The sequence below is a fragment of the Idiomarina seosinensis genome (assembly GCF_044797955.1).
In the GTDB taxonomy this organism is placed as follows: domain Bacteria; phylum Pseudomonadota; class Gammaproteobacteria; order Enterobacterales; family Alteromonadaceae; genus Idiomarina; species Idiomarina seosinensis_A.
In genome coordinates, this window is record NZ_CP085211.1 from 890,545 (window position 1) to 910,885 (window position 20,341).

22 protein-coding genes are annotated in these 20,341 nt (G+C 51.3%); 2 read left to right on the forward strand and 20 right to left on the reverse strand.

Translation table 11 applies throughout. The features are described 5' to 3' along the window. Positions 1 to 36 precede the first annotated feature (36 nt). Positions 37 to 918 (forward strand): lipoprotein NlpI, encoded by an 882-nt coding sequence (gene nlpI, locus LG288_RS04150; RefSeq protein WP_404402321.1) that lies wholly within the window; start codon positions 37 to 39, stop codon positions 916 to 918. After that, complete coding sequence (locus LG288_RS04155) at positions 915 to 2,060, forward strand: hypothetical protein (RefSeq protein ID WP_404402323.1); 1,146 nt, start codon at positions 915 to 917, stop codon at positions 2,058 to 2,060. Before nlpI ends, LG288_RS04155 begins: the two co-directional genes overlap by 4 nt. Here LG288_RS04155 and LG288_RS04160 read toward each other — a convergent pair. From LG288_RS04160 to LG288_RS04255, 20 genes are all read right to left on the reverse strand, one after another. Beyond that, entirely contained in the window at positions 2,039 to 2,431 is a 393-nt protein-coding gene (locus LG288_RS04160) for an MAPEG family protein (protein WP_404402325.1), read from the reverse strand. The genes LG288_RS04155 and LG288_RS04160 overlap by 22 nt on opposite strands. After that, a complete protein-coding gene (gene lipA, locus LG288_RS04165) occupies positions 2,428 to 3,393 on the reverse strand; it encodes a lipoyl synthase (protein ID WP_404402327.1) in 966 nt (321 codons plus the stop codon). The genes LG288_RS04160 and lipA overlap by 4 nt, the downstream gene beginning before the upstream one ends. Further along, positions 3,377 to 4,042 (reverse strand): lipoyl(octanoyl) transferase LipB, encoded by a 666-nt coding sequence (gene lipB / locus LG288_RS04170; RefSeq protein ID WP_404402329.1) that lies wholly within the window; start codon positions 4,040 to 4,042, stop codon positions 3,377 to 3,379. The genes lipA and lipB overlap by 17 nt, the downstream gene beginning before the upstream one ends. 57 nt (positions 4,043 to 4,099) lie before the next feature. Further along, on the reverse strand, positions 4,100 to 4,366 hold the full coding sequence (ybeD, locus tag LG288_RS04175) for a DUF493 family protein YbeD (protein WP_404402331.1): 267 nt from the start codon (positions 4,364 to 4,366) through the stop codon (positions 4,100 to 4,102). A gap of 13 nt (positions 4,367 to 4,379) precedes the next feature. After that, complete coding sequence (locus LG288_RS04180; protein ID WP_404402333.1) at positions 4,380 to 5,534, reverse strand: serine hydrolase; 1,155 nt, start codon at positions 5,532 to 5,534, stop codon at positions 4,380 to 4,382. 92 nt (positions 5,535 to 5,626) lie between these two features. Next, complete coding sequence (locus LG288_RS04185) at positions 5,627 to 6,394, reverse strand: septal ring lytic transglycosylase RlpA family protein (protein ID WP_404402335.1); 768 nt, start codon at positions 6,392 to 6,394, stop codon at positions 5,627 to 5,629. Further along, positions 6,394 to 7,401 carry a lytic murein transglycosylase B gene (mltB, locus tag LG288_RS04190; RefSeq protein WP_404402337.1) on the reverse strand — a complete coding sequence of 336 codons (1,008 nt, stop codon included), beginning with the start codon at positions 7,399 to 7,401 and terminating at the stop codon, positions 6,394 to 6,396. Before mltB ends, LG288_RS04185 begins: the two co-directional genes overlap by 1 nt. A gap of 37 nt (positions 7,402 to 7,438) precedes the next feature. Further along, complete coding sequence (rodA, locus tag LG288_RS04195; RefSeq protein WP_404402339.1) at positions 7,439 to 8,554, reverse strand: rod shape-determining protein RodA; 1,116 nt, start codon at positions 8,552 to 8,554, stop codon at positions 7,439 to 7,441. Beyond that, positions 8,541 to 10,433: a penicillin-binding protein 2 gene (gene mrdA, locus LG288_RS04200; RefSeq protein WP_404402341.1), complete on the reverse strand. Its 1,893-nt coding sequence runs from the start codon at positions 10,431 to 10,433 to the stop codon at positions 8,541 to 8,543. The genes rodA and mrdA overlap by 14 nt, the downstream gene beginning before the upstream one ends. An 18-nt stretch (positions 10,434 to 10,451) precedes the next feature. Then, complete coding sequence (gene rlmH / locus LG288_RS04205) at positions 10,452 to 10,922, reverse strand: 23S rRNA (pseudouridine(1915)-N(3))-methyltransferase RlmH (protein WP_404402343.1); 471 nt, start codon at positions 10,920 to 10,922, stop codon at positions 10,452 to 10,454. Beyond that, positions 10,923 to 11,243 carry a ribosome silencing factor gene (gene rsfS / locus LG288_RS04210; RefSeq protein WP_404402345.1) on the reverse strand — a complete coding sequence of 107 codons (321 nt, stop codon included), beginning with the start codon at positions 11,241 to 11,243 and terminating at the stop codon, positions 10,923 to 10,925. An 83-nt stretch (positions 11,244 to 11,326) separates the two neighbouring features. Further along, positions 11,327 to 11,974 (reverse strand): nicotinate-nucleotide adenylyltransferase, encoded by a 648-nt coding sequence (gene nadD, locus LG288_RS04215; protein WP_404402347.1) that lies wholly within the window; start codon positions 11,972 to 11,974, stop codon positions 11,327 to 11,329. A 10-nt stretch (positions 11,975 to 11,984) separates the two neighbouring features. Beyond that, positions 11,985 to 13,055 (reverse strand): DNA polymerase III subunit delta, encoded by a 1,071-nt coding sequence (gene holA, locus LG288_RS04220; protein WP_404402349.1) that lies wholly within the window; start codon positions 13,053 to 13,055, stop codon positions 11,985 to 11,987. 3 nt (positions 13,056 to 13,058) lie between these two features. Beyond that, positions 13,059 to 13,550 carry an LPS assembly lipoprotein LptE gene (gene lptE, locus LG288_RS04225; RefSeq protein WP_404402351.1) on the reverse strand — a complete coding sequence of 164 codons (492 nt, stop codon included), beginning with the start codon at positions 13,548 to 13,550 and terminating at the stop codon, positions 13,059 to 13,061. 3 nt (positions 13,551 to 13,553) lie between these two features. Beyond that, entirely contained in the window at positions 13,554 to 16,130 is a 2,577-nt protein-coding gene (leuS, locus tag LG288_RS04230) for a leucine--tRNA ligase (protein ID WP_404402353.1), read from the reverse strand. A gap of 44 nt (positions 16,131 to 16,174) precedes the next feature. Then, a complete protein-coding gene (locus LG288_RS04235; RefSeq protein ID WP_404402355.1) occupies positions 16,175 to 16,372 on the reverse strand; it encodes a hypothetical protein in 198 nt (65 codons plus the stop codon). A gap of 32 nt (positions 16,373 to 16,404) precedes the next feature. Next, positions 16,405 to 17,973: an apolipoprotein N-acyltransferase gene (gene lnt / locus LG288_RS04240; protein WP_404402357.1), complete on the reverse strand. Its 1,569-nt coding sequence runs from the start codon at positions 17,971 to 17,973 to the stop codon at positions 16,405 to 16,407. Next, complete coding sequence (gene corC, locus LG288_RS04245; RefSeq protein ID WP_404402358.1) at positions 17,970 to 18,854, reverse strand: CNNM family magnesium/cobalt transport protein CorC; 885 nt, start codon at positions 18,852 to 18,854, stop codon at positions 17,970 to 17,972. The genes lnt and corC overlap by 4 nt, the downstream gene beginning before the upstream one ends. Then, entirely contained in the window at positions 18,854 to 19,345 is a 492-nt protein-coding gene (ybeY, locus tag LG288_RS04250) for an rRNA maturation RNase YbeY (protein ID WP_404402360.1), read from the reverse strand. The genes corC and ybeY overlap by 1 nt, the downstream gene beginning before the upstream one ends. Continuing rightward, on the reverse strand, positions 19,335 to 20,333 hold the full coding sequence (locus LG288_RS04255) for a PhoH family protein (protein WP_404402362.1): 999 nt from the start codon (positions 20,331 to 20,333) through the stop codon (positions 19,335 to 19,337). Before LG288_RS04255 ends, ybeY begins: the two co-directional genes overlap by 11 nt. Between the last annotated feature and the right edge of the window lie 8 nt (positions 20,334 to 20,341).

A 20,341-nucleotide genomic window follows, 5' to 3' on the forward strand; every position in this document is an offset into this window, starting at 1 on the left:
TGGTGTAATAGGGATTCGCAGACGAAAGGATAAATTATGCAATTCGCACGTTTTGTATTGCCCGCCCTGGCGGTTGCTGTTTGGGTGTCCGGTTGCTCCGTGCAGACGTCCGACTCGTCACCGGCAATGACACATTTAATTATAGCCGAGCCCGAACAGCCAGAGTTTCGTTATGAAATTGAGCTGGCGAAACTTAATCAAGTGTTAAGCGAGGACCTTGAACCCGAACAGATGGGGTTCATTTATTACCGCCGCGGTGCTTTATACGATGCGATGGGTTTAAGAACTCTGGCTCGTATGGACTTTTCGCGGGCGGTGGATTATCGTCCGCGGCTTGCCGATGCCTATAATTTTTTAGGGATCCACTATACCCAGCTGGAAGAGTTTGATTACGCTTACGAGGCGCTGGATTCAGCCATAGAGCTGGAGCCTGAGCATGCCTATGCGTACCTGAACCGTGCCATCGCCGAATACTATGACCGGCGCATCGCTTACTCTATCGTTGATTTTAAACATCACCTGGCCATGCAGCCAGCTGATCCCTATCGCATCATTTGGCTCTTTATTGCGGAACAGCGCAGTGATGCCGAAATCGCGCGGGCTAACTTACTGGCTAATTCAGCAACGGTAGAGCAGAGCGACTGGGCTTTACAAATCATTGAATTATTTGCCGGCCAACGCTCAGAAACTGAGTTTTTAAAGCAAATGACCGATAATTTAAGAGCCGATGAGAAGCTGACGGAGCGCCTTTGTGAGGCCTATTTTTATCTGGGTAAGTATAAACAGATGCAAGGGCAGTGGGCGCAGGCCATGAATTATTTTAAGCTGGCGTTAACGACCAATGTTTACGAGTTTGTTGAACATCGGTATGCCTCACTGGAGTTGCAAAATAGTCGTGAACAGCTGACTGAAAAATGAAGTGGGCATGGCTGCTGGCAATTGCTGCCGGCTTACTTATCAGTAGTGACACTCTGCTTAGTGAGCGGCAAAAAAGCTGGCTAGCGAGTTTTCAGGGTCAACCTCTGGCGCAGTATCAGACAGGCCTGAGGTTCTGGCAAAAGCAACAGGCCAGTGCCGCTCTTTATTGGTGGCAAAAAGCGCTGAGTGGTGGTTCTGTTCAGGCACGGAAGCGCTTGCTGCGGCTGTTTCCGGCGCACCAGATGCGCTGGCACCGATTATCAACAGAGGCTGGCATTCAGGCCTCAGTGCGGCCTTATGCGGAAGCCCAGTTAGCCGATAAAAACATCAGCTGGGAAGCCTGGAAACAGCGTTGGTATCAAACCGCTTATCAACAGCCGCTGGCGGATTATTTCAGCGCCATTAAACAGTGGGTGGCCAATCCTTCCTGTCAGGCGGATGTACAGGTAAGCGCCGCAGATGCGTCTCTGAAACAGCATTTTATCAGGCTGTTGCTGCAATTGGATGCTGCTCAGCCGACTTTCCCGGGTTTATGTTTTTCCTTTTCCGTCAATCCGGCACTTGATTGCAGTGTCGATACTGAAAACCAACGGCCACAATGTCGTTCGCAATCAGCCGACGCTGCTGTTAAAAACCACCAGCCCCGGGTCATTCTTACCGAGCGGGGCAGCGCGTCGGCATCACCATCGCAGATTGTCTTAACCCGCGACAGCGATGCCAATGTATTGTTGCACGAGCTGGGACACTGGTGGGGTCTGGCAGATGAATACACTATGGCACCGGAACTGGCCGAAAATTTCTGCCGTGGCCGGTACGATTTCAGCGCTTACAATGTGGTTGTGACTCAAAATGATACCATGACCAGCCGCCAGCTAAAGGACTTATGGCGTTCTTTACCCTGGTCAGAATCGGTAGCGGACTGGCGTCGTTTAGGCCAACAAAGAACCGATGGGCTATGGCAGCTTGGCAGTGATCAAGGGCAGGCGGTAGGTTTGTTTGCTGCGGACACCTGCAGTGAAGTCGCAGGTGTCATGGCATGGAAGCCGGTGTCAGCGGTTACTGCAATGGAGCAGCATCAGAGTGCCTACTGGCCGCCTTTGTACCGCCAGTGGATTGCGGCTCAAATCGCTAATGCTAACTGAGCCAGCATCAGTACCGGACACAGCAGAGCGAAAAACCACACCAAAGAGCGTAATTTATCGGCGTTAAGCAGATAGAGTATATGGTAAGCCAGACGCAACACGATAAAAGCGACACTGAGCTGAATTGCCGATGAGGTGACCTGTCCGGTTGCTATGACCGCCAGTACAGCCGCAGCAAATAAAGGAAACGCCTCGTAGGCATTATAGTGTCCGGCTACAGCACGGGCACCAACCCCGGTTAAACGCATTTGCTGAGCCCTTGGGTGCTTATTGTCGTAACCCCGGTCACGGTTTTGAAAGTAGACTACCGGGGCTTTCGCTAAAATGGGCAACAACCCGGCGATTAACAGACACCAGATTAGCGTACTCATCGGACAGTTTCGCCTGCTGCCTGCAAATCAGCATGATAGGACGAGCGCACCAGCGGACCGCTGGCAATATGGCTGAAGCCCATTTCGACACCCGCCAGACGCAGCTCTTCAAACTCATCCGGGTGGACATAGCGATCAACAGGAATATGATGGCGGCTGGGTTGCAGATACTGGCCAATGGTCAGCATATCGCAGTCGTGAGCGCGCAGGTCGTGCATTACTTCCAGGATTTCTTCTTTAGTTTCACCTAAACCGACCATCAGACCCGATTTGGTACGAACGTCAGGCCGCGCGGCTTTATAGTTTTTCAGTAAGTCCAGCGACCACTGATAATTTGCTCCCGGACGCGCCGCTTTATACAAACGCGGGACGGTTTCCAGATTGTGGTTAAATACATCCGGTGCCTCAGCGGACAGAATATCCAGTGCCACCTGCATCCGGCCACGAAAATCCGGTACCAGGATCTCAACCTGGATGCCGTCACTATGACGACGGATTTCACGAACACAGTCAGCGAAATGTTGGGCACCGCCGTCACGCAGGTCATCGCGATCTACCGAGGTGATAACGACATATCGGACTTTCATATCGCGGATGGTTTTGCCGAGCTTAACCGGCTCGTCAGGATCCGGTGCCAGAGGCCGACCATGGCCGACGTCGCAGAACGGACAGCGGCGGGTACAAATATCACCCAGGATCATAAAGCTCGCAGTGCCATGGTTAAAGCACTCGGGTAGGTTAGGGCAGGAGGCCTCTTCGCAAACAGAATGCAAGCCATGGCTGCGCATCGCTTGTTTTATTTCATCAATACGTTGGGTATTGGACGGTAACCGGACTTTTAACCATGACGGCTTACGCAACATCTCATCCCGTTCTGTGGGGACGATTTGTACCGGAATAAGGGCCATTTTGTCGGCATCGCGCATTTTGACACCGGGTTCAACTCTAACTGGCTTTGACATAATCTTTAGCAAGTCCTGTTTCGTTTTGAATGTGTTGGTAGCCAATACGTTTGATAAAGTGGTCAACTACCTTTTCTGCTGCCTGGGCAAACGTTTGCGGACCGCCCAACTCAGCGGTTTGCACCATCTTAATACCGGTCAGGCCACAGGGATTAATACGTGCAAAGGGTTCCATGTCCATATTGACATTAAGCGCCAGCCCATGAAAAGAGCAGCCGCGACGGATCCGAAGACCCAGCGAACAGACCTTGTTGCCCTCGACATATACGCCGGGTGCATCGCGTCTGGCACTGGCGACAATATGGTCATCCGCTAACATATCGATAATGGTGTTTTCGATACTGTTGACTAATTGTCTTACGCCCATTTTCAGTCTTCGGATGTCCAGCAGAAAATAAATAACCAGTTGTCCGGGTCCATGGTAGGTTACCTGCCCGCCGCGGTCGACCTGAACAACCGGAATGGCGCCAGGTGCCAATATATGCTCGGCTTTGCCTGCCTGTCCCTGGGTGAAGACTGGATGATGCTCAACAATCCAGAGCTCGTCCCGCGTTTCAGCATCGCGTTTATCGGTAAAATCCTGCATGGCGTGCCATACAGGCTGATAATCTTGTCGCCCGAGATGGCGAATAATGAGCTGATCCATCATGCCTACAGTATACCTTAGTCAACAGCGACGCGGCTAGCGCCTGCTTAGCTGCAACCGCTATAAAACATAGCGGACATCGTCGATGTCCGACAAGCTGCGATACAGTGTTTCGATGTGTTGTTGGCTTTCAACCTTCACCGCCACCGACACCGAATGATAGTTGCCTTTACTGCTGGGCTTTATTGCCGGGCTATAGTCACCCGGTGCATGCTGCTGCAATACTTCTACTACCTGATCGGGTAGGGACGGAGAGGCAACTCCCATCACTTTAAAGGTAAAATGACAGGGGAACTCAACCAGCTCATCAAAGCGTGTTTTTTGCATTGCGCTAACCTCACTATTCTGAGAACTGACGTTTGATGTAGTCCATTGCCTGTTTAAACAAGCCGCCTTCAGCAACAGCCTGCAGCGTTACCAGCGGGAATGAGGCAACATCTTCGCCGTCAAGTTGTAGATATACGGTACCCACGTGTTCGCCTTTTGCCAGTGGCGCCTGGAGTTCCTGGTTCAGTTCAAAGTTTGCCTGCAGCTGGTCACTTTGGCCTTTCGGCAGAGTGATGACCACATCTTCGCGGATCCCCAGTTCAACCTGGTCAATATCGCCGCCCCAGATACGGTGCGACGCAAAACTTTCGCCGGCTTCATAAGCTTTAACAGTTTCAAAATAACGGAAGCCGTAGTTAAGTAATTTTTTGCTTTCGACTTTACGTGCCTGTGCACTGTTGGTGCCTAATACAACCGCAATTAAGCGGGTGCCGTTTTCAACGGCGGAGGTCACTAAACTGTAACCGGCTTCCTGTGTATGACCGGTTTTAATACCGTCAACATTCATACTGCGGTCCCACAGCAATGAGTTACGGTTGTATTGCTTTATATTGTTGTAGGTAAAGGATTTTTGCGCATAAAGTTCGTATTCTTCCGGTGTATCTTCAATCAGAGCACTGGCAAGGGTCGCCATATCCCGGGCCGAAACATGCTGATCGGGGTCCGGTAAGCCGTGGCTGTTGGTAAAATGGCTATTGGTCATGCCCAGTTCCTGAGCATAGGTATTCATTAAGGAAGCAAAAGCGTCTTCGCTGCCGGCAATGTGTTCTGCCATGGCGACGCAGGCGTCGTTGCCGGATGAAATGATAATACCTTTATTTAAGTCGGCCACACTGACTTCTTTACCCACCTCGATAAACATCTTAGATGATTCGGGAAAGTTCTTTGCCCAGGCGTTTTCGCTGATGGTGACCTGGTCAGAGGGACTGATGCGGCCCTCGATGATCTCTTTGCCGACAATATAGCTGGTCATCATTTTGGTCAGGCTGGCCGGCGGCAGGGCCTTGTCGGCGTTACCTTCAACCATTACTTTACCGGTCGTATGATCGATCAGGATATAGGCTTCAGCGTTAATTTTCGGCGCGTCAGGTACAAAAGATTGTGCCTGCGCCGCTACTGCGGTGGCCAAAGCAACGCAGGAAAATAAAAGAGTTGCTAATTTTTGCATGGGCTTTGTCATCGTTTTGTTAGCTTCCGGACTAAAAGATTTAAAGGTCGCGAAGTATATCACCGTTGCGCGAGTGAGTCAGTTGCCGGGCCTTAATTTTGCAGACTTTTAACACGAAATGCCTGCGGAAAACCAGCGCCTCTTAACTGCTGTAAATAGCGGTTGGCCTGTGCCTGAGGAAACGGACCTAACAACAGTTTATATAGACCGCTATTTTCTACTGTAGTTGCATTGTGGCGCCATTTTTCACCCAGCTGTTGGCTAATACTCTGTATTTTATCGCTGTCGGAAGAAGCGACTAACTGAATAAAAAATGCCGGATTTTCACTGGCTCCGGCCATTTGAATGGCTTCAACCCGAACCGGCGCAGTACCCTGGTCCAGCATATCTAACTTGTATGCAGCAGCAAAGGATAAATCAATAACCCGGCTGTCATGAAAAGGGCCACGATCATTAACCCGCACCACCACCGTCTTCTGGTTTGCCAGGTTGGTGACCTTAACATAGCTGGGCAGAGGCAGGTGCTTGTGTGCCGCAGTCATGCTGTACATATCGTAATACTCGCCATTGGAGGTTAAATGACCATGGAACTTATTGCCATACCAGGAGGCATAGCCTTCTTCGACAAAACCTTCGGCATTACTTAACACCTGGTAGGATTGCCCGAGTACCTGGTAATCGCTGTTGCCCTGGCTACTGTAGGGCTCCTGTATCGGGATAGCGTCCTGCAGCTCGGCTGCGGTTGGCAGACGTCCCGGTGCGCTATCCTGGCTTTGGCTGTAGCGGCCCGGGTTGACATTGCAGGCCTGAAGCAGCAGGGCTGCGGATACCAAAAGCAGTGTTTGCTTTAGCAGATTCATCAGGGAGCTTGCCTGTGCTGCTTTAATTGCTGACTGAACTGATAGGCGACCATCGCGTACAATGGACTGTGATTGTAACGGGTAATGGCATAAAAGTTATCAAAGCCGAGCCAGTACTCGTTGCCTTCGAGCGTTTCAAATTCCAGCACTTTAACCGCCTGGTTGTCACTGTACTGCGAGTCGATCGAAAAGCCTTGTTGACGAAGTTCACCCACCGTAGTGTCCGGTTTCATACCTTTATCGGCGACTTTATGCCAGCCCTGTTGCTGGTCAGGCTTAGTTGCAATAGGGGCGTCGTCCTGCCAGCGATGTTCGGCAAAATAATTGGCCACACTGCCAATCGCATCAGCAGGGTTGCTGATGATGTTGCGTTGCCCGTCATTATCAAAGTCTACCGCATAATGGCGGTAACTGGATGAGATGAACTGGCCCAGTCCCATAGCGCCGGCATAAGAACCTTTCTGCGCTTTAACCTGCCAGTTTTCTGCCCGCGCGAGACGTAAATACTCACTCAGTTCAGAGCGGAAAAAGCTGGACCGTGGCGGGTAATGAAAAGCCAGCGTATACAGTGAGTCAAGTACCGGATAATTACCCAGGTAACTGCCGTAAAAGGTTTCGATACCGATAATGGCAACAATAACCGAGGCCGGAATACCATAGGTCTGTTCAGCTCGCTCTAAGATTGGCTGATGTTGCTGCCAAAACTCAAGCCCTGCCTGTAAGCGTTTGTCGGTTAAAAAAATCGGATAATACTGATACCAGGGTTTAGCTTCCCAGGGGCGCTGAATCGCTTCCAGTACCTGTTCATTTTTGTCAGCCTGAGCCAGCCAGTCGCGCAGCTGCTGCTCATCAAACTGATAGTCAGAGATTTGTTCCTGGATAAAGGCTTCCAGTGCGGCATCGCGGTCCGTTTCAGCGGTCCCTGACAGCGGCGTAATCAGCCCTGCAAAAAGCACCGCCAGGGCAGCAGGGCGGCAGTGTAAGCAGATTTTTTTAGCAAGCAGCATTTGCGTATCCCGTTATTATTAGAATTCTGGTTTTAATTTACTGATGGATAACGAGCCGATGGTGAGTCGCAATTGACATCAAAATACCGAAGCCCGCTAGAATCGTCACCATCGAGGTGCCGCCATAACTGATCAGAGGTAAAGGTACACCGACTACCGGCAGTAATCCAGAGACCATGCCAATATTCACAAACACGTACACAAAAAAGGTGAGTGTCAAGGCTCCGGCCAACAACTTACTGAAGGTATCCTGGGCCCGCAAGGCGATGATCAGGCCTCTTAGAATAATAAAGCCATACAGTGCTAACAACACCACTACGCCAATTAAGCCGAACTCTTCGCTGAAAACCGAGAAGATAAAATCGGTGTGGCGTTCCGGCAAAAATTCAAGCTGTGACTGGGTACCCTGCAGCCAGCCTTTGCCTTCCACCCCGCCGGAACCAATGGCGATTTTTGACTGAATAATGTGATATCCGGCACCCAGGGGGTCGCGCTCCGGGTTAAGGAAGGTCAGTACCCGCTGGCGCTGGTAATCGTGCATCAGGTAGATCCAGAGTACTGGCGTAAAAGCTGCCACCAGAGCACTTGCAAAGGCGATTAGACGCCAGCTGAGGCCGGCCAGGAAAATAACAAATATCCCGGCACTGGCTACCAGTAATGAAGTTCCTAAGTCCGGCTGGCGGGCAATTAATAAGGTGGGTATTAACACTAACAACAGAGCTAACAGTAACCAGCCCAGCCGGGGAGGAATCGGGCGGCGGTTAATAAACCAGGCCAGCATCATGGGTACCGCCAGCTTCATCAGTTCCGACGGTTGTACTGTAACCGGACCGATATCCAGCCAGCGCTGAGCACCTTTACCTACCTCGCCGAATAACAGCACGGCAACCAGCAGTAACAGGCCGAGCAGATAGAGCAACGGAGAAAACTTTTCAAAAAACCGTGGGGGTAACTGAGCCAGTATAAACATACCGACAAAAGCAGCACCAACCCGGATCATCTGACGAATTACAACCGACTGGCTTTCGCCGGCGGCACTGTAGATAACAAATAAGCTAATGATGGCCAGAGCCAGCAACCCGAGTAACAGCGGGCCGTCCAGATGCAGTTTTTTTAATACGCGGCTACGCTGTCGTTCTTCAGTGGTCAGCACGGGCTACTTCCTCTTGCTCTTTGTCCTGATAGCGCTGGTGCCAGCTATCCAGCATCTGGCGGGCAGCCGGGGCGGCGACACTACCACCACCGCCAACAACGTTTTCCATGGCAACAACAATCACCACTTTGGGATCATCCGCCGGGGCATAACCGACATACATGGCATTATCTCGATAGCGTTCGGCAATGAGTTCAGCGTCGTACTCTTCATCCTGGCCTAAGTTGACCACTTGCGCTGTTCCTGTTTTGCCGGCTGAACTGTAGGCTGCGTCAGAAAACGCTGTACGGGCGGTACCTTTGCTGCCCATATTAACGTCTTCCATTCCTTCCTTAACTTCTTGCCAGTATGTTGAGTTATCAATGACTACGGGCGGCTTGTAGGCAATTTCCGCCGGTTCTATCTGATCTGTGGTACCAAACCCGCGTAATAACCGCGGTATCAAAAACTCACCTTCGTTAGCCAGTACGGCGGTTGCCGCCACTAATTGCATTGGTGTTGCGGTCCAGTAGCTTTGCCCGATACCAACCGAGAGGGTTTCACCGGCATACCAGGGCTCATCAAAGCGTGCCCGCTTCCAGCCCCGCGACGGCATCAGCGCAGATACTTCTTCCTGAATATCAATGCCGGTTTTTTCGCCAAAACCAAACTGAGTCATAAAAGCGGAGATTTTATCGACGCCCAGCTTCAGGGCCAGGTCATAATAAAAAACATCGCAGCTTTCGGCGATGGCAGTATTCAGGTCGACCCAACCATGGCCCCAGGAAAGCCAGTCACGATAACGCCGGTCTACGCCGCGAATTTCAAACCAGCCCGGATCCCAGATTTTGCTTTGCTCCGTGATCGTACCCTCAACCAGACCGAGCAAGCCAATTTGCGGTTTAATGGTCGATGCGGGGGGGTAGCCGCCCTGAGTCGCGCGATTCAGTAACGGGCTGTGACGGGAATTAAGCAGTGACTGATAACGGGCGTAGGAGATGCCATTAACAAACCAGTTGGGATCGTAACTGGGCGTGCTGGCCATCGCCAGCAGTCCACCGGTGTCCGCATCCATTAAAATAATTGAGCCACGATTGTCACCGAGGATTTCAGTGGCTTTTTTCTGTAACTCAATATCCAGCTCAAGTACGATGTCTTGGCCGGGAGTCGGCGCTTCAGTGCTCAGAGTTCTGACGGCGCGGCCACGGTTATTAACTTCCACCCGCTGGTAACCGACTTCTCCGTGCAGGGCCTGTTCGTAATACTTTTCGATACCCAGCTTACCAATCGTGCGACTGGCAGCATAATTAGCCAGTTCGTTATCCTGGCGCAGGCGTTCAACATCGCGGCGATTAATCTTAGCAACATAACCGACCACATGGGTCAGTAATTCAGCGTAAGGGTAATGTCGAATTAAGCGCGCTTCGATACTGACCCCGGGGAACCGGTGCTGATGGGCAGCAAAAGTGGCTACTTGTTCTGGCTCAAGTTCGTCCAGCAGGGTCACGGTATTAAAGCGGCGTTGCCCTTTGAGGTTATTCTCAAACTGCTGCAGGTCGTTGTCGGTGATGGTCAGGATTTGTCCAAGTTCAGCAATGGTCGCGTTTAAATCGGCAATCTCATCCGGGTGTACATCGAGACTGTACACCGGCAGGTTTTCCGCCAGCAGGGCGCCGTTTCGGTCGTAAATCAGCCCCCGATTCGGAGCCACCGGCAACAGCTTAATACGGTTGTCATTAGAGCGGGTCTGCAGCTCGGTGTGTTCCTCGACCTGCAGGTTGTACATATTGCCCACTAGCAACATGAAAACCGCGACAATGATAGCGATCGCGACAAAAACCCGGCGGGCAAATAAACTGGATTCTGCTTCTTGATCTCGAATCGGCGTTCGGGTTCGCATGACGCTTAAATTTCTCGGTTATTCCCGGTGATAAGGGTGATTATTGTTCAGACTCCAGGCCCGATAAAGACTCTCTGCCACTATAACCCTAACCAGCGGATGCGGCAGGGTTAATGGCGACAGCGACCAGCGCTGCTCGGCTGCTTCAAGGCAGGCCGGGGACAGGCCCTCGGGTCCACCGATTAGCAGCGATACATCGCGACCGTCCATTTGCCATGCTTGCAGCTGCTGCGCTAATTTGGGCGTGGTCCAGGGCCTGCCATCGACTTCCAGGGTCACGATCCGGTTGCCTCTGGGTATCGCCTTAAGTAACGCTTCACCCTCGAGCTCAGTCAGGCGCTGTAAGTTAGCTTTTTTAGCCCGTTTTAGTGGACTGACTTCCTGCAAAACCAATTTACATTCGGACGGAAAGCGTTTTTCATACTCCTGATAACCGGCGCTGACCCAGGCCGGCATTTTATTGCCTACCGCCAGCAACTGGATCTGCACCTACTGGCTCCAGAGCTTTTCTAACTGATAGAATTCGCGAATCTCATCCTGCATTACGTGCAGCACAACATCGCCCAGATCGACCAGCACCCATTCTGACTGTTCTCCGCCCTCGATGCCAATCGGGGCAAAGCCGCCATGTTTGGCCTCGGTAGCTACATACTCAGCAATACTTCTGACATGGGTTTTCGAAGTTCCTGAACAAATAATCATAAAGTCGACGACATCGGTTTTGTCATGCACGTCTAATACCTGCATGTCCCGGGCTTTCATATCCTCGGCTTTATCAATAACAAAGTCTCGCAGTTGTTCACCTTGCAAACTGGGTTTCTCCTGAAAAGTTGATGATTAATTAGTATCCGCGTCAGTTTAGCAGAAAAGCTCTGCCCAATGGGAGTCAAACTTTAATTCTGGCGGTATAGCTGATGGTGCTGAATGAATCGGGCCACGGTTTTCGGCACCGGAATATCGGTCTTACCGGTGGCAAGCTTTTGTCGTAAGTCGGTAGCAGAAACATCGACCAGCGGCGTTGAGGCGAGATAAATACAGCCCTGACGTTGCCGGCTTAAAGTCGAGGCGTGTTCAGTCAGCCGCGTCTGAATATAGTCCTGTAAAAATTCTGAGGCCTGGTCAGGCTGATAACCCGGGCGGCGCAAAACCACCAGGTGGGCAAACTGGGTAAGTTGCTGCCAATGGTACCATTTATCCAGCGACACCAGAGAATCCATACCCATGATGAACAGCAGACTGTGCTGTTCAAACTGTTGATAAAAATGTCGCAGGGTATTAACAGTGTAGGAGCGCTGGTCTTGCTGCAATTCATAATCTTCGGCCTGTAAGCGCGGGTAGGGCTGACAGGCCAGACGCACCATCGCCAGCCGTTGCTCTGCGCTGGCTCCGGGTTGCGGCCGGTGTGGCGGAATGGCATTGGGCATTAAATGAAGCTGTTCCATCTGAAGTTCGGTTGTCAGCGCATTGGCGCACTTAAGATGACCGTTGTGAACGGGATCGAAGGTGCCGCCAAAAATGCCGCGAAGGGGAAAGTTACTCATCCGCCAGGCCTTATCCGCTGGCCATTATTGCCAGCTGGTCACTTACTGCATCCAGATGTGGACCACTGCACAATAAGGCTAAGCAGTGGCTGAACAAAACCTCAGGGTGTTCGCCTGTCTGTTCTTTTAGTGCCAGTTCCAGTCTTGCTACCAGATTCCGGGCCTGAGCCAGAGCCTGCGCGCTGATAGCCTGAGCTCGCTGCAGGTAAGCTTGCTGTTGAGACTTCCAGATCAGCTGCTGGCGAAATATCGAACTGTTATCGAGTTTTTGCCGGGCAGCTACCTGCAATTGGGATAGTGTTTGTACTTCGCGCTGAAAAACCCATAACAACGCGTGCAAATCGGCACCTTCTTCGAACAGCCGATGCAACCGATGACTGGCCTGCAGTAAATCATTCTGAATAAAACTGTCCTGCAGAGAGAAAGCATCGAAATGGCTGACATCGCGCATGTATTGATTAACGACATCAAGGGTTAAGGGTTTACCATCACTTAGCAACGCCCACTTTTTTAATTCCTGGTCAAGTAACGACAAGTTGCCTTCAAACCAATGAGCCAACAAATTCAGGGCTTCGGTGTCTAAATTTAGCCCGTATTGTTGTCCTCGTTGATGGATAAATTGCGGCAAGCGGGCGCGATCCGGCGTTAACGTCCGGATAAGCCAGGCATTTTGACTTAAGCTTTTAAACCAGCGGCTGTTTTGCTGCTCTTTTTTTAACCGGTCGCCGATAACAACCAGTAACTGCTCTGCGGGAGGGTTGTTAGCGTAGTGCGTCAGAGCTTCTGAACCTTCACGGCCGGGTTTATTATCGGCCAACTGCAATTCCAGTAAGGTAAACTGACTGAATAGACTCAGTGACTGACCGGCGTGAGTTAATTGTTGCCAGTCAAATTCACCGTCTTGCAGCCAGCGCTGTTGCTCCAGTGTCTGATCCGGAAAACGTTGCTTTACGTTGTGCCGGATAGTTTTGAGGACATCCTGACGTAATAAAAGCTCTTCGCCGAATACCAGTAGCACCGGTGGCAGCGTTGTTTGCTGTTGTAATGCCTGCTCTAACTGTTCGGGATAGAGGGTGCGCATGGGTTAATTCGAGAATTCGCTGATAATTTGCCGAACCATGCGCCGGGCGGCATCGTCCCGCATTTCGGCCAGTAACATTTCGCGCTCGCGTGTTTTCGCCAGAGCAAAGTTGGGGTCATCCTGATAATCACGGGCCACTTCCACGGTGTCCTGATAAACCAGAGTTCCGCGGCGGGTGATTTGGTAGTTAACCCGGTAAAGCAATTCGTACTCAGCAACCTGGCCGCTTTCAAAGAGTGATAATGTGCGCCGTTCCAGTTTATCCGACAACACCCGCAGCCGGGCGGCGTCTTCATCGGTTCCGGTTAGCTGAATACCCGCGGTTAGCAGGCGTTGCTGGAGGCTATCCTCCAGCTCCTGTGAATTAACCGACTCAATACGCATTTGCTGCACTGTTTGCGGCAACTGATAATTATCGCGCAGCTGAAAACTACAGGCAGTAAGCCCAAGCAGACAGAGGCTGCCGGCGAACAGCTGAACAGAGCGGCGCAACATAACTTAGCTCACCACGATATTAAAAATTTTGCCGGGCACGTAGATTTTCTTACGCAGGGTTTTGTCGTCAGTATATTTGCGCACGGCACTGTGGTTCAGTGCCTGTTGCTCGACTTCTTCTGCACTGGCATCTGCAGCAACGGTTAACTTAGCGCGGACCTTACCATTGACCTGTACTACGATCAGTTTTTCATTTTCAATTAATGCGCTGTCGTCAATTGTTGGCCACTCGGCAAAGCTAAGGGGCTGCTGATGTCCCAGCTCCTGCCATAGCTGCTCACAAATGTGGGGGGTAATCGGTGCCAGCATTTTTATCATTGCAGTAATGGCTTCGCCGATAACCTGGCGGTCAGCGTCTGTTTCCAGTGGCGCTTTTTGCAGGTGGTTAAGTAACTCCATTATGGCCGCTATTGCCGTGTTAAAGTGCTGGCGACGGCCCATATCATCCGATACTTTAGCGATGGTTTTGTGCAGTTCGCGACGTAAGTCTTTGTGTTGCTTATCCAGCTGTCCGGCCTCGCTATAGCCACCGGCCTGGATAAACTCAAAGCACAGTTTCCAGACCCGCCGCAAAAAGCGGTGAGAGCCTTCAACAGCCGAGTCTGACCACTCCAGGGTCATTTCCGGCGGAGCGGCAAACATCATGAATAAACGAACGGTATCGGCACCATAGCGCTCAACCATGGTTTGCGGATCGATACCGTTATTTTTCGATTTCGACATTTTGCTCATACCGGCAATAGTCACCGGTTGGCCGTCTTTTTGATGCTGCGCGGCAACGACTGCGCCTTTATCATCCCGCTCTAGTTCAACATCCAGGGGGGATATCCATTGCTTGCCGCCTTTTTCGTCTTCACGATAGTAACTGTCTGCCAATACCATGCCCTGACAAAGCAGGCGCTTAAATGGTTCGTCAGAATCTACTAACCCGGCGTCACGTAATAGCTTATGGAAAAAACGTGAATACAGCAGGTGTAAGATAGCGTGCTCAATTCCGCCGATATACTGGTCAACGGGCAGCCAGTAGTTAGCCTTTTCCGGTTCCAGCATGGCATCCTGGCTTTGCGCATTGCAGTAACGGGCATAATACCAGGAGGACTCCATGAACGTATCAAAGGTATCCGTCTCATGTTCTGCCGGCTGGCCGTTGTAAGTTGTTTTGCGCCACTGAGGATCCGATTTTATTGGGGAGTTAACGCCATCCATAACAACATCTTCGGGCAAGGTCACAGGTAAGTCCTGTTCAGGCACCGGCACTGACTCGCCATTTTCCAGATTCAGCATTGGAATTGGAGTGCCCCAGTAACGCTGGCGCGAAACGCCCCAGTCGCGTAAACGATAATTGACCGTGCGTTTGCCAATGCCGCGTTGCTCGATGACCTCGGCGATTGCATCAAAGGCTTGTTGTGAACTCATGCCATCATAGTCGGCGGAGTTAATCACAGTGCCTTTTTCGGTAATGGCTGCTGTTTTAACGTCGCCTTCACCGGAAAAGGGTTCAATAACGGCTGTGATCGGCAGCTGGTATTTACTGGCAAACTCCCAGTCGCGCTGATCGTGGCCCGGAACTGCCATGACGGCGCCGGAGCCGTAATCCATTAAAACAAAGTTAGCAACCCAAATAGGAATGCGTTTACCGGTCAGCGGATGAACAGCTTCTAAACCGGTGTCCATTCCCAGCTTATCCATGGTCGCCAGATCAGCTTCGGCTACCTTGCTGTTTTTACATTGTTCAATAAAAGCGGCCAGTTCGGGGTTGTTACGGGCCGCTTCAATGGCCAGCGGGTGTTGCGCAGCCAGCCCCATATAAGTGACGCCAAACAGGGTATCAGGCCGTGTCGTGTAAACACTTAGGGTGTCATCGTGATCAGCCACGTCAAATTCAATCTGCAGCCCTTCAGAGCGACCTATCCAATTACGCTGCATGGCTTTAACCTGCTCGGGCCAACCGTCAAGTTGTTCTAAGTCCTGCAGCAGTTCATCAGCGTAGGCGGTGATCTTGATAAACCACTGCGGGATTTCTTTTTGTTCTACTTTGGCGCCGCTGCGCCAACCGCGGCCATCGATAACCTGCTCATTGGCTAATACGGTTTGATCGACCGGATCCCAGTTGACGGTGGCGTTTTTCTTGTAAACCAGACCCTTTTCGTACAGCTTGGTAAAAAACCATTGTTCCCAGCGGTAGTAATCCGGCGAGCAGGTGGCGATTTCGCGGCTCCAGTCATAGCCAAAGCCCAGGCTTTTGAGCTGCTCGCGCATATAATCGATGTTTTCGTATGTCCACTTCGCCGGTGCCGTCTGGTGCTGGATTGCGGCGTTTTCTGCCGGTAGTCCAAAGGCGTCCCAGCCCATCGGTTGCAACACGTTTTTACCCTGCATGCGGTGATAGCGCGAAACTACATCACCGAGGGTGTAATTTCGGACGTGACCCATATGCAATTTGCCACTGGGATAAGGGAACATCGACAGGCAGTAAAATTTTTCTTTGTCGGGCTGTTCAGTGACTTCAAAGACACGCTGGTCATGCCATTGTTGCTGAATGGCGGTTTCAATCGCAGAGGGATCGTATTGTTGTTGCATAATTTCTGTTACATCCGGTTCGCAGAAGTGGAGTGACGGTTAATTTAACTAATGGCGTACCACATAAGCAGCACAACGACGAGACCCGCTACGCCAAAAAAGACGCTTTCAAAGCGCTGCCGCTGAACGGCTTCTTTTTCTGTTGCTGTCGTGCTTGAAAAAAGCATTAAAAAGCTGCTGAGACCTAAGCCGCCGGCAGCGACAAGTACCGCAAACAATAAGGCATCAAAAATGTTTTCCATGGCGTATTTTCCTGTAAATGTAAAAACCGTGTTTATTGTACTGATTTTTGTTGCAGCTGACCACGTCTGTTAGCCAGCCGTCGCAGTAATGGTAGCAACCCCAGCAGAGCAGTGGCGATTGCCGGCCATTGTCCTGCCTGGGCAAATAAGGTCGAGCCCCGCACATTGGCAACCTCGGCCGAGACCGTTGTTGCTGTAAACTGGGGCGCTATGGCAATAATGCTGCCGTGTTCATCAGTCACCGCGGATACCCCGTTATTGGTGGCTCGGAGCACTGGCCGGCCGAGTTCCCGGGCGCGCATTTGCGCAATTTGCATATGCTGCCAGGGGCCGTGGGAATCGCCAAACCAGGTGTCATTACTAACGGTTAAGATAAAGTCAGTGTCGGCTGTGGTGTTATCCCGTACTTGGCCGCTGAATGCGATTTCGTAACAAATTGCAGTGCTTAACCGCTGCCCCTTCGCCTGCAGATTAGCCTGTTGGTAGGCCCCCCGGTTAAAGGATGACATCGGCAGGTTAAACAACGGTGCCAGAGGCCTCAGCAGCTCTTCAAACGGTACAAACTCACCAATCGGCAGTAACTGATGCTTTTGGTAACGGTTATCATGGCCGTAACGATAAGCGGGCATAAAATCATCATTTGCCGTTTGCTGGCCAAGCACAATGACGGAATTATAGAATTCGTCCTGTTGTTGATCGTAGTCAATAATGCCCGTCACCACAGCCGCATTATTGATGCTGGCGGCCTGATCAATATTGTGCAGAATGTCGTCCGCGTAAGGTTCTAAAGCCGTAATTGCAGATTCAGGCCAGATTATAATATCGTGCTGATAATTGGGCCGGGTCAGATCCAGATAACGAAGGATATTAGGCCATTGTTGGTCTGACTGCCATTTCAGTGACTGCTGAACATTGCCCTGCACCAGCAACACGGATGTGGTTTCGCCGCTGCGTTGCAGCGGCTGTAAACCTGGAGCCAGCCAGGCCAGGCTGATAATAATGACTAGCAGCAGAGCATTTTGTGGGCGCCGATAGCGCAGTCCGGTGACGATTGCCAAAGCAATGAACCAGAGCACAACGGTAATACCGTATTGGCCGACAGACGAGGCTAAGCCGCCTAACAGAGTTTCAGTTTGGGTATACCCGAGCCCGAGCCAGGGGAAGCCGCTGAACAGCCAGCCACGCAAAGCTTCAGTCGTCAGCCAGATAAGCGGCAGGCTAAAACGCCAGAGTTCAGAGCGCTGACAGAGCCAGCGCCAGAGCGCCAGGGCCAGTGCCGGAAAGCAGGATAAGTAAGCCACCAATAACAGCATAACAGCGACATTAGCGACAGCCGGCATGCCGCCATACTGATCAATACTGACATAAATCCAGCTAAGACCGACCCCGAACCAGCCTAAAGCAAAACTAAAGCCGGCGGCAAATGCCTGTTTAACGCCAAGGTTCCAGCTAATGGCCAGCAGCAGTGGTAAAATGACAAAAGGCAGCAGGGTCAGCTCAAAAGGCGCATAAGCAAAGCATAAACAACCGCCCAGCACCAGTAACAACAGCTGGCGCAGCCAGCTGCGCTGCTGCAGTTGGTGCTTAACCGCTGTGATCACTCAGTGGTTTCTCCAGCGGCTGAGCCGGGTTCCGGTGGGGTCACCTGAACTTGCTGTATGCGACGTTTATCAGCGGCGCTTATCTTAAAAACAAAGCCTGCTAAAGTTACTTCTTCGCCCTGTTGGGGTAAGTGGCCAAAACCATGCGCCACCAGGCCGCCGATGGTGTCGTTTTCCTCGTCACTAAAGTCGCTGTTAAAATAGTCATTAAAGTCATCAATCGGGGTCAGCGCTTTGACAGAAAAGCGGCGCGAACTCAGGCGCTTGATATTGCTTTTTTCGTCTTCGTTGTGGTCGGTTTCGTCTTCAATTTCACCGACAATCTCTTCCAGAATATCTTCGATGGTGACCAGCCCCGATACACCCCCGTATTCATCAACAACAATTGCCATGTGATAACGGTTGGAACGAAATTCTTTCAGTAGCACGTCCACGCGCTTGCTCTCCGGCACTATAACGGCAGGCCGCATAACATTGGCAAGCGAAAAGGTTTTCTGTGCGGGATCAAAACCAAAACTGAGTAAGTCTTTAGCCAGTAAAATACCTTCGACGTGGTCTTTATTATCGGTTACCACGGGATAACGGCTGTGCTGTGATTCGATAACGATGGGCAGAAAATCTTCAACTTGTTGGTTGATGTCAATCGTTACCATCTGCGAGCGCGGTATCATGATGTCACGAACCTTTAATTCAGCAACATCAAGCACTCCTTCAATCATTTCTTTAGTATCGTTATCGATCAGGTCGCGTTCTTCCGCGTCCTGAATTAAATCGACAAGTTCTTCTCTGCTTTGCGGCTCTCCTGTAAATACTTGCAGCAGGCGTGCTGCCCAGGACTTATTAGAAGAGCCGTTGGCTGAGTGGGGGTTGTCGTCGCTCATTAAGCGTTATGCTCCGTATTAGTTGAAAGCTGGTAAGGGTCGGCTATGTTCAGTTCGGCCAATAGTTCTCGTTCAAGCTGCTCCATTGCCTCGGCATCTTCGTCTTCAATGTGATCATAGCCTAATAAATGCAGCGTACCGTGGATGACCATATGCGTCCAGTGGTCGTTAACGGCTTTATGTTGCTGATGTGCCTGCTCGGTAACCACTTCGGCACAGATGACCAGATCGCCCAACAAAGGCACGGGTAATTCTACCGGAGCCTGGAACGGAAAGGATAAGACATTGGTCGCATAGTCACGGTCACGGTAGGCTTTATTTAATTGCCGGCCTTCTTCTTTATCGACAACCCGCACAGTCAGCTCGGCGTCACTTTGCTCGGGCCGCACGGCGGCCAGAGCTTTACTTACCCAGAGTTCTACCTGGTCGGCGCTGGGTAAGCAATTATCGGGGTCGGCAACCGTTACCTGATAATCCAGTTCAACGTTCATGGGGGCTCTGACTGTCAAAATCTTCGTAGGCCTGGACGATGCGCTGCACTACCGGATGACGCACGACGTCTCCGGCCTGAAAGAAAGTAAAACTGATGTCATCAACCTGGCTTAAAACCTCAATCGCATGACGTAACCCGGAGCGTTGGCCGCGGGGCAAGTCAATTTGCGTAATGTCACCGGTAATCACTGCCCGCGAGTTAAAACCGATACGGGTCAGGAACATTTTCATCTGCTCCATGGTAGTGTTTTGACTTTCATCCAGAATAATAAAGGCATCGTTTAGCGTTCTGCCGCGCATATAGGCCAGCGGTGCCACTTCAATAACGTTACGCTCGATCAGCTTTTCAACCTTTTCGAAGCCCAGCATTTCAAATAACGCATCGTATAAGGGGCGTAAATAGGGGTCGACTTTTTGTGCCAGGTCACCGGGCAAAAAGCCAAGTTTTTCGCCTGCTTCGACGGCGGGCCGGGTTAACAGGATGCGGCGCACTTCCTGGCGCTCGAGAGCATCAACCGCACAGGCCACCGCCAAATAGGTTTTGCCGGTACCTGCCGGGCCAATACCAAAATTGACATCGTGACCCAGAATGGCGCGGACATAGCCGGCCTGACTGTGATTGCGCGGCTTAATAAGACCCCGCTTAGTTTTAATGTGGGTCATTTTTTCAGCCGCAGGATCACCGTTGTCCTGTTCTAAAACCTTAGCCTGCTGAATGGCTAAATGCACTTGCTGTGGCTCAATCGTGGCTTGCTCGCCTTTAACCGTTGCGGTTTCCACATATAAGTCACGTAAAATATCCTGCACCGCCGTTACGGTATGCTGGTGACCAATTAAGCGAAACTGGTGGCCCCGGTGAGTAATCTCGACGCCTAACCGACGCTCGATGTGCTTCAGGTTCTCGTCAAAGGGACCGCATAAATCGGAGAGCCGACGTGAATCAGTCGGCTCTAAAGTGAATTCAATGGTTTCAGTATGTTGGCTCAATCCAATCC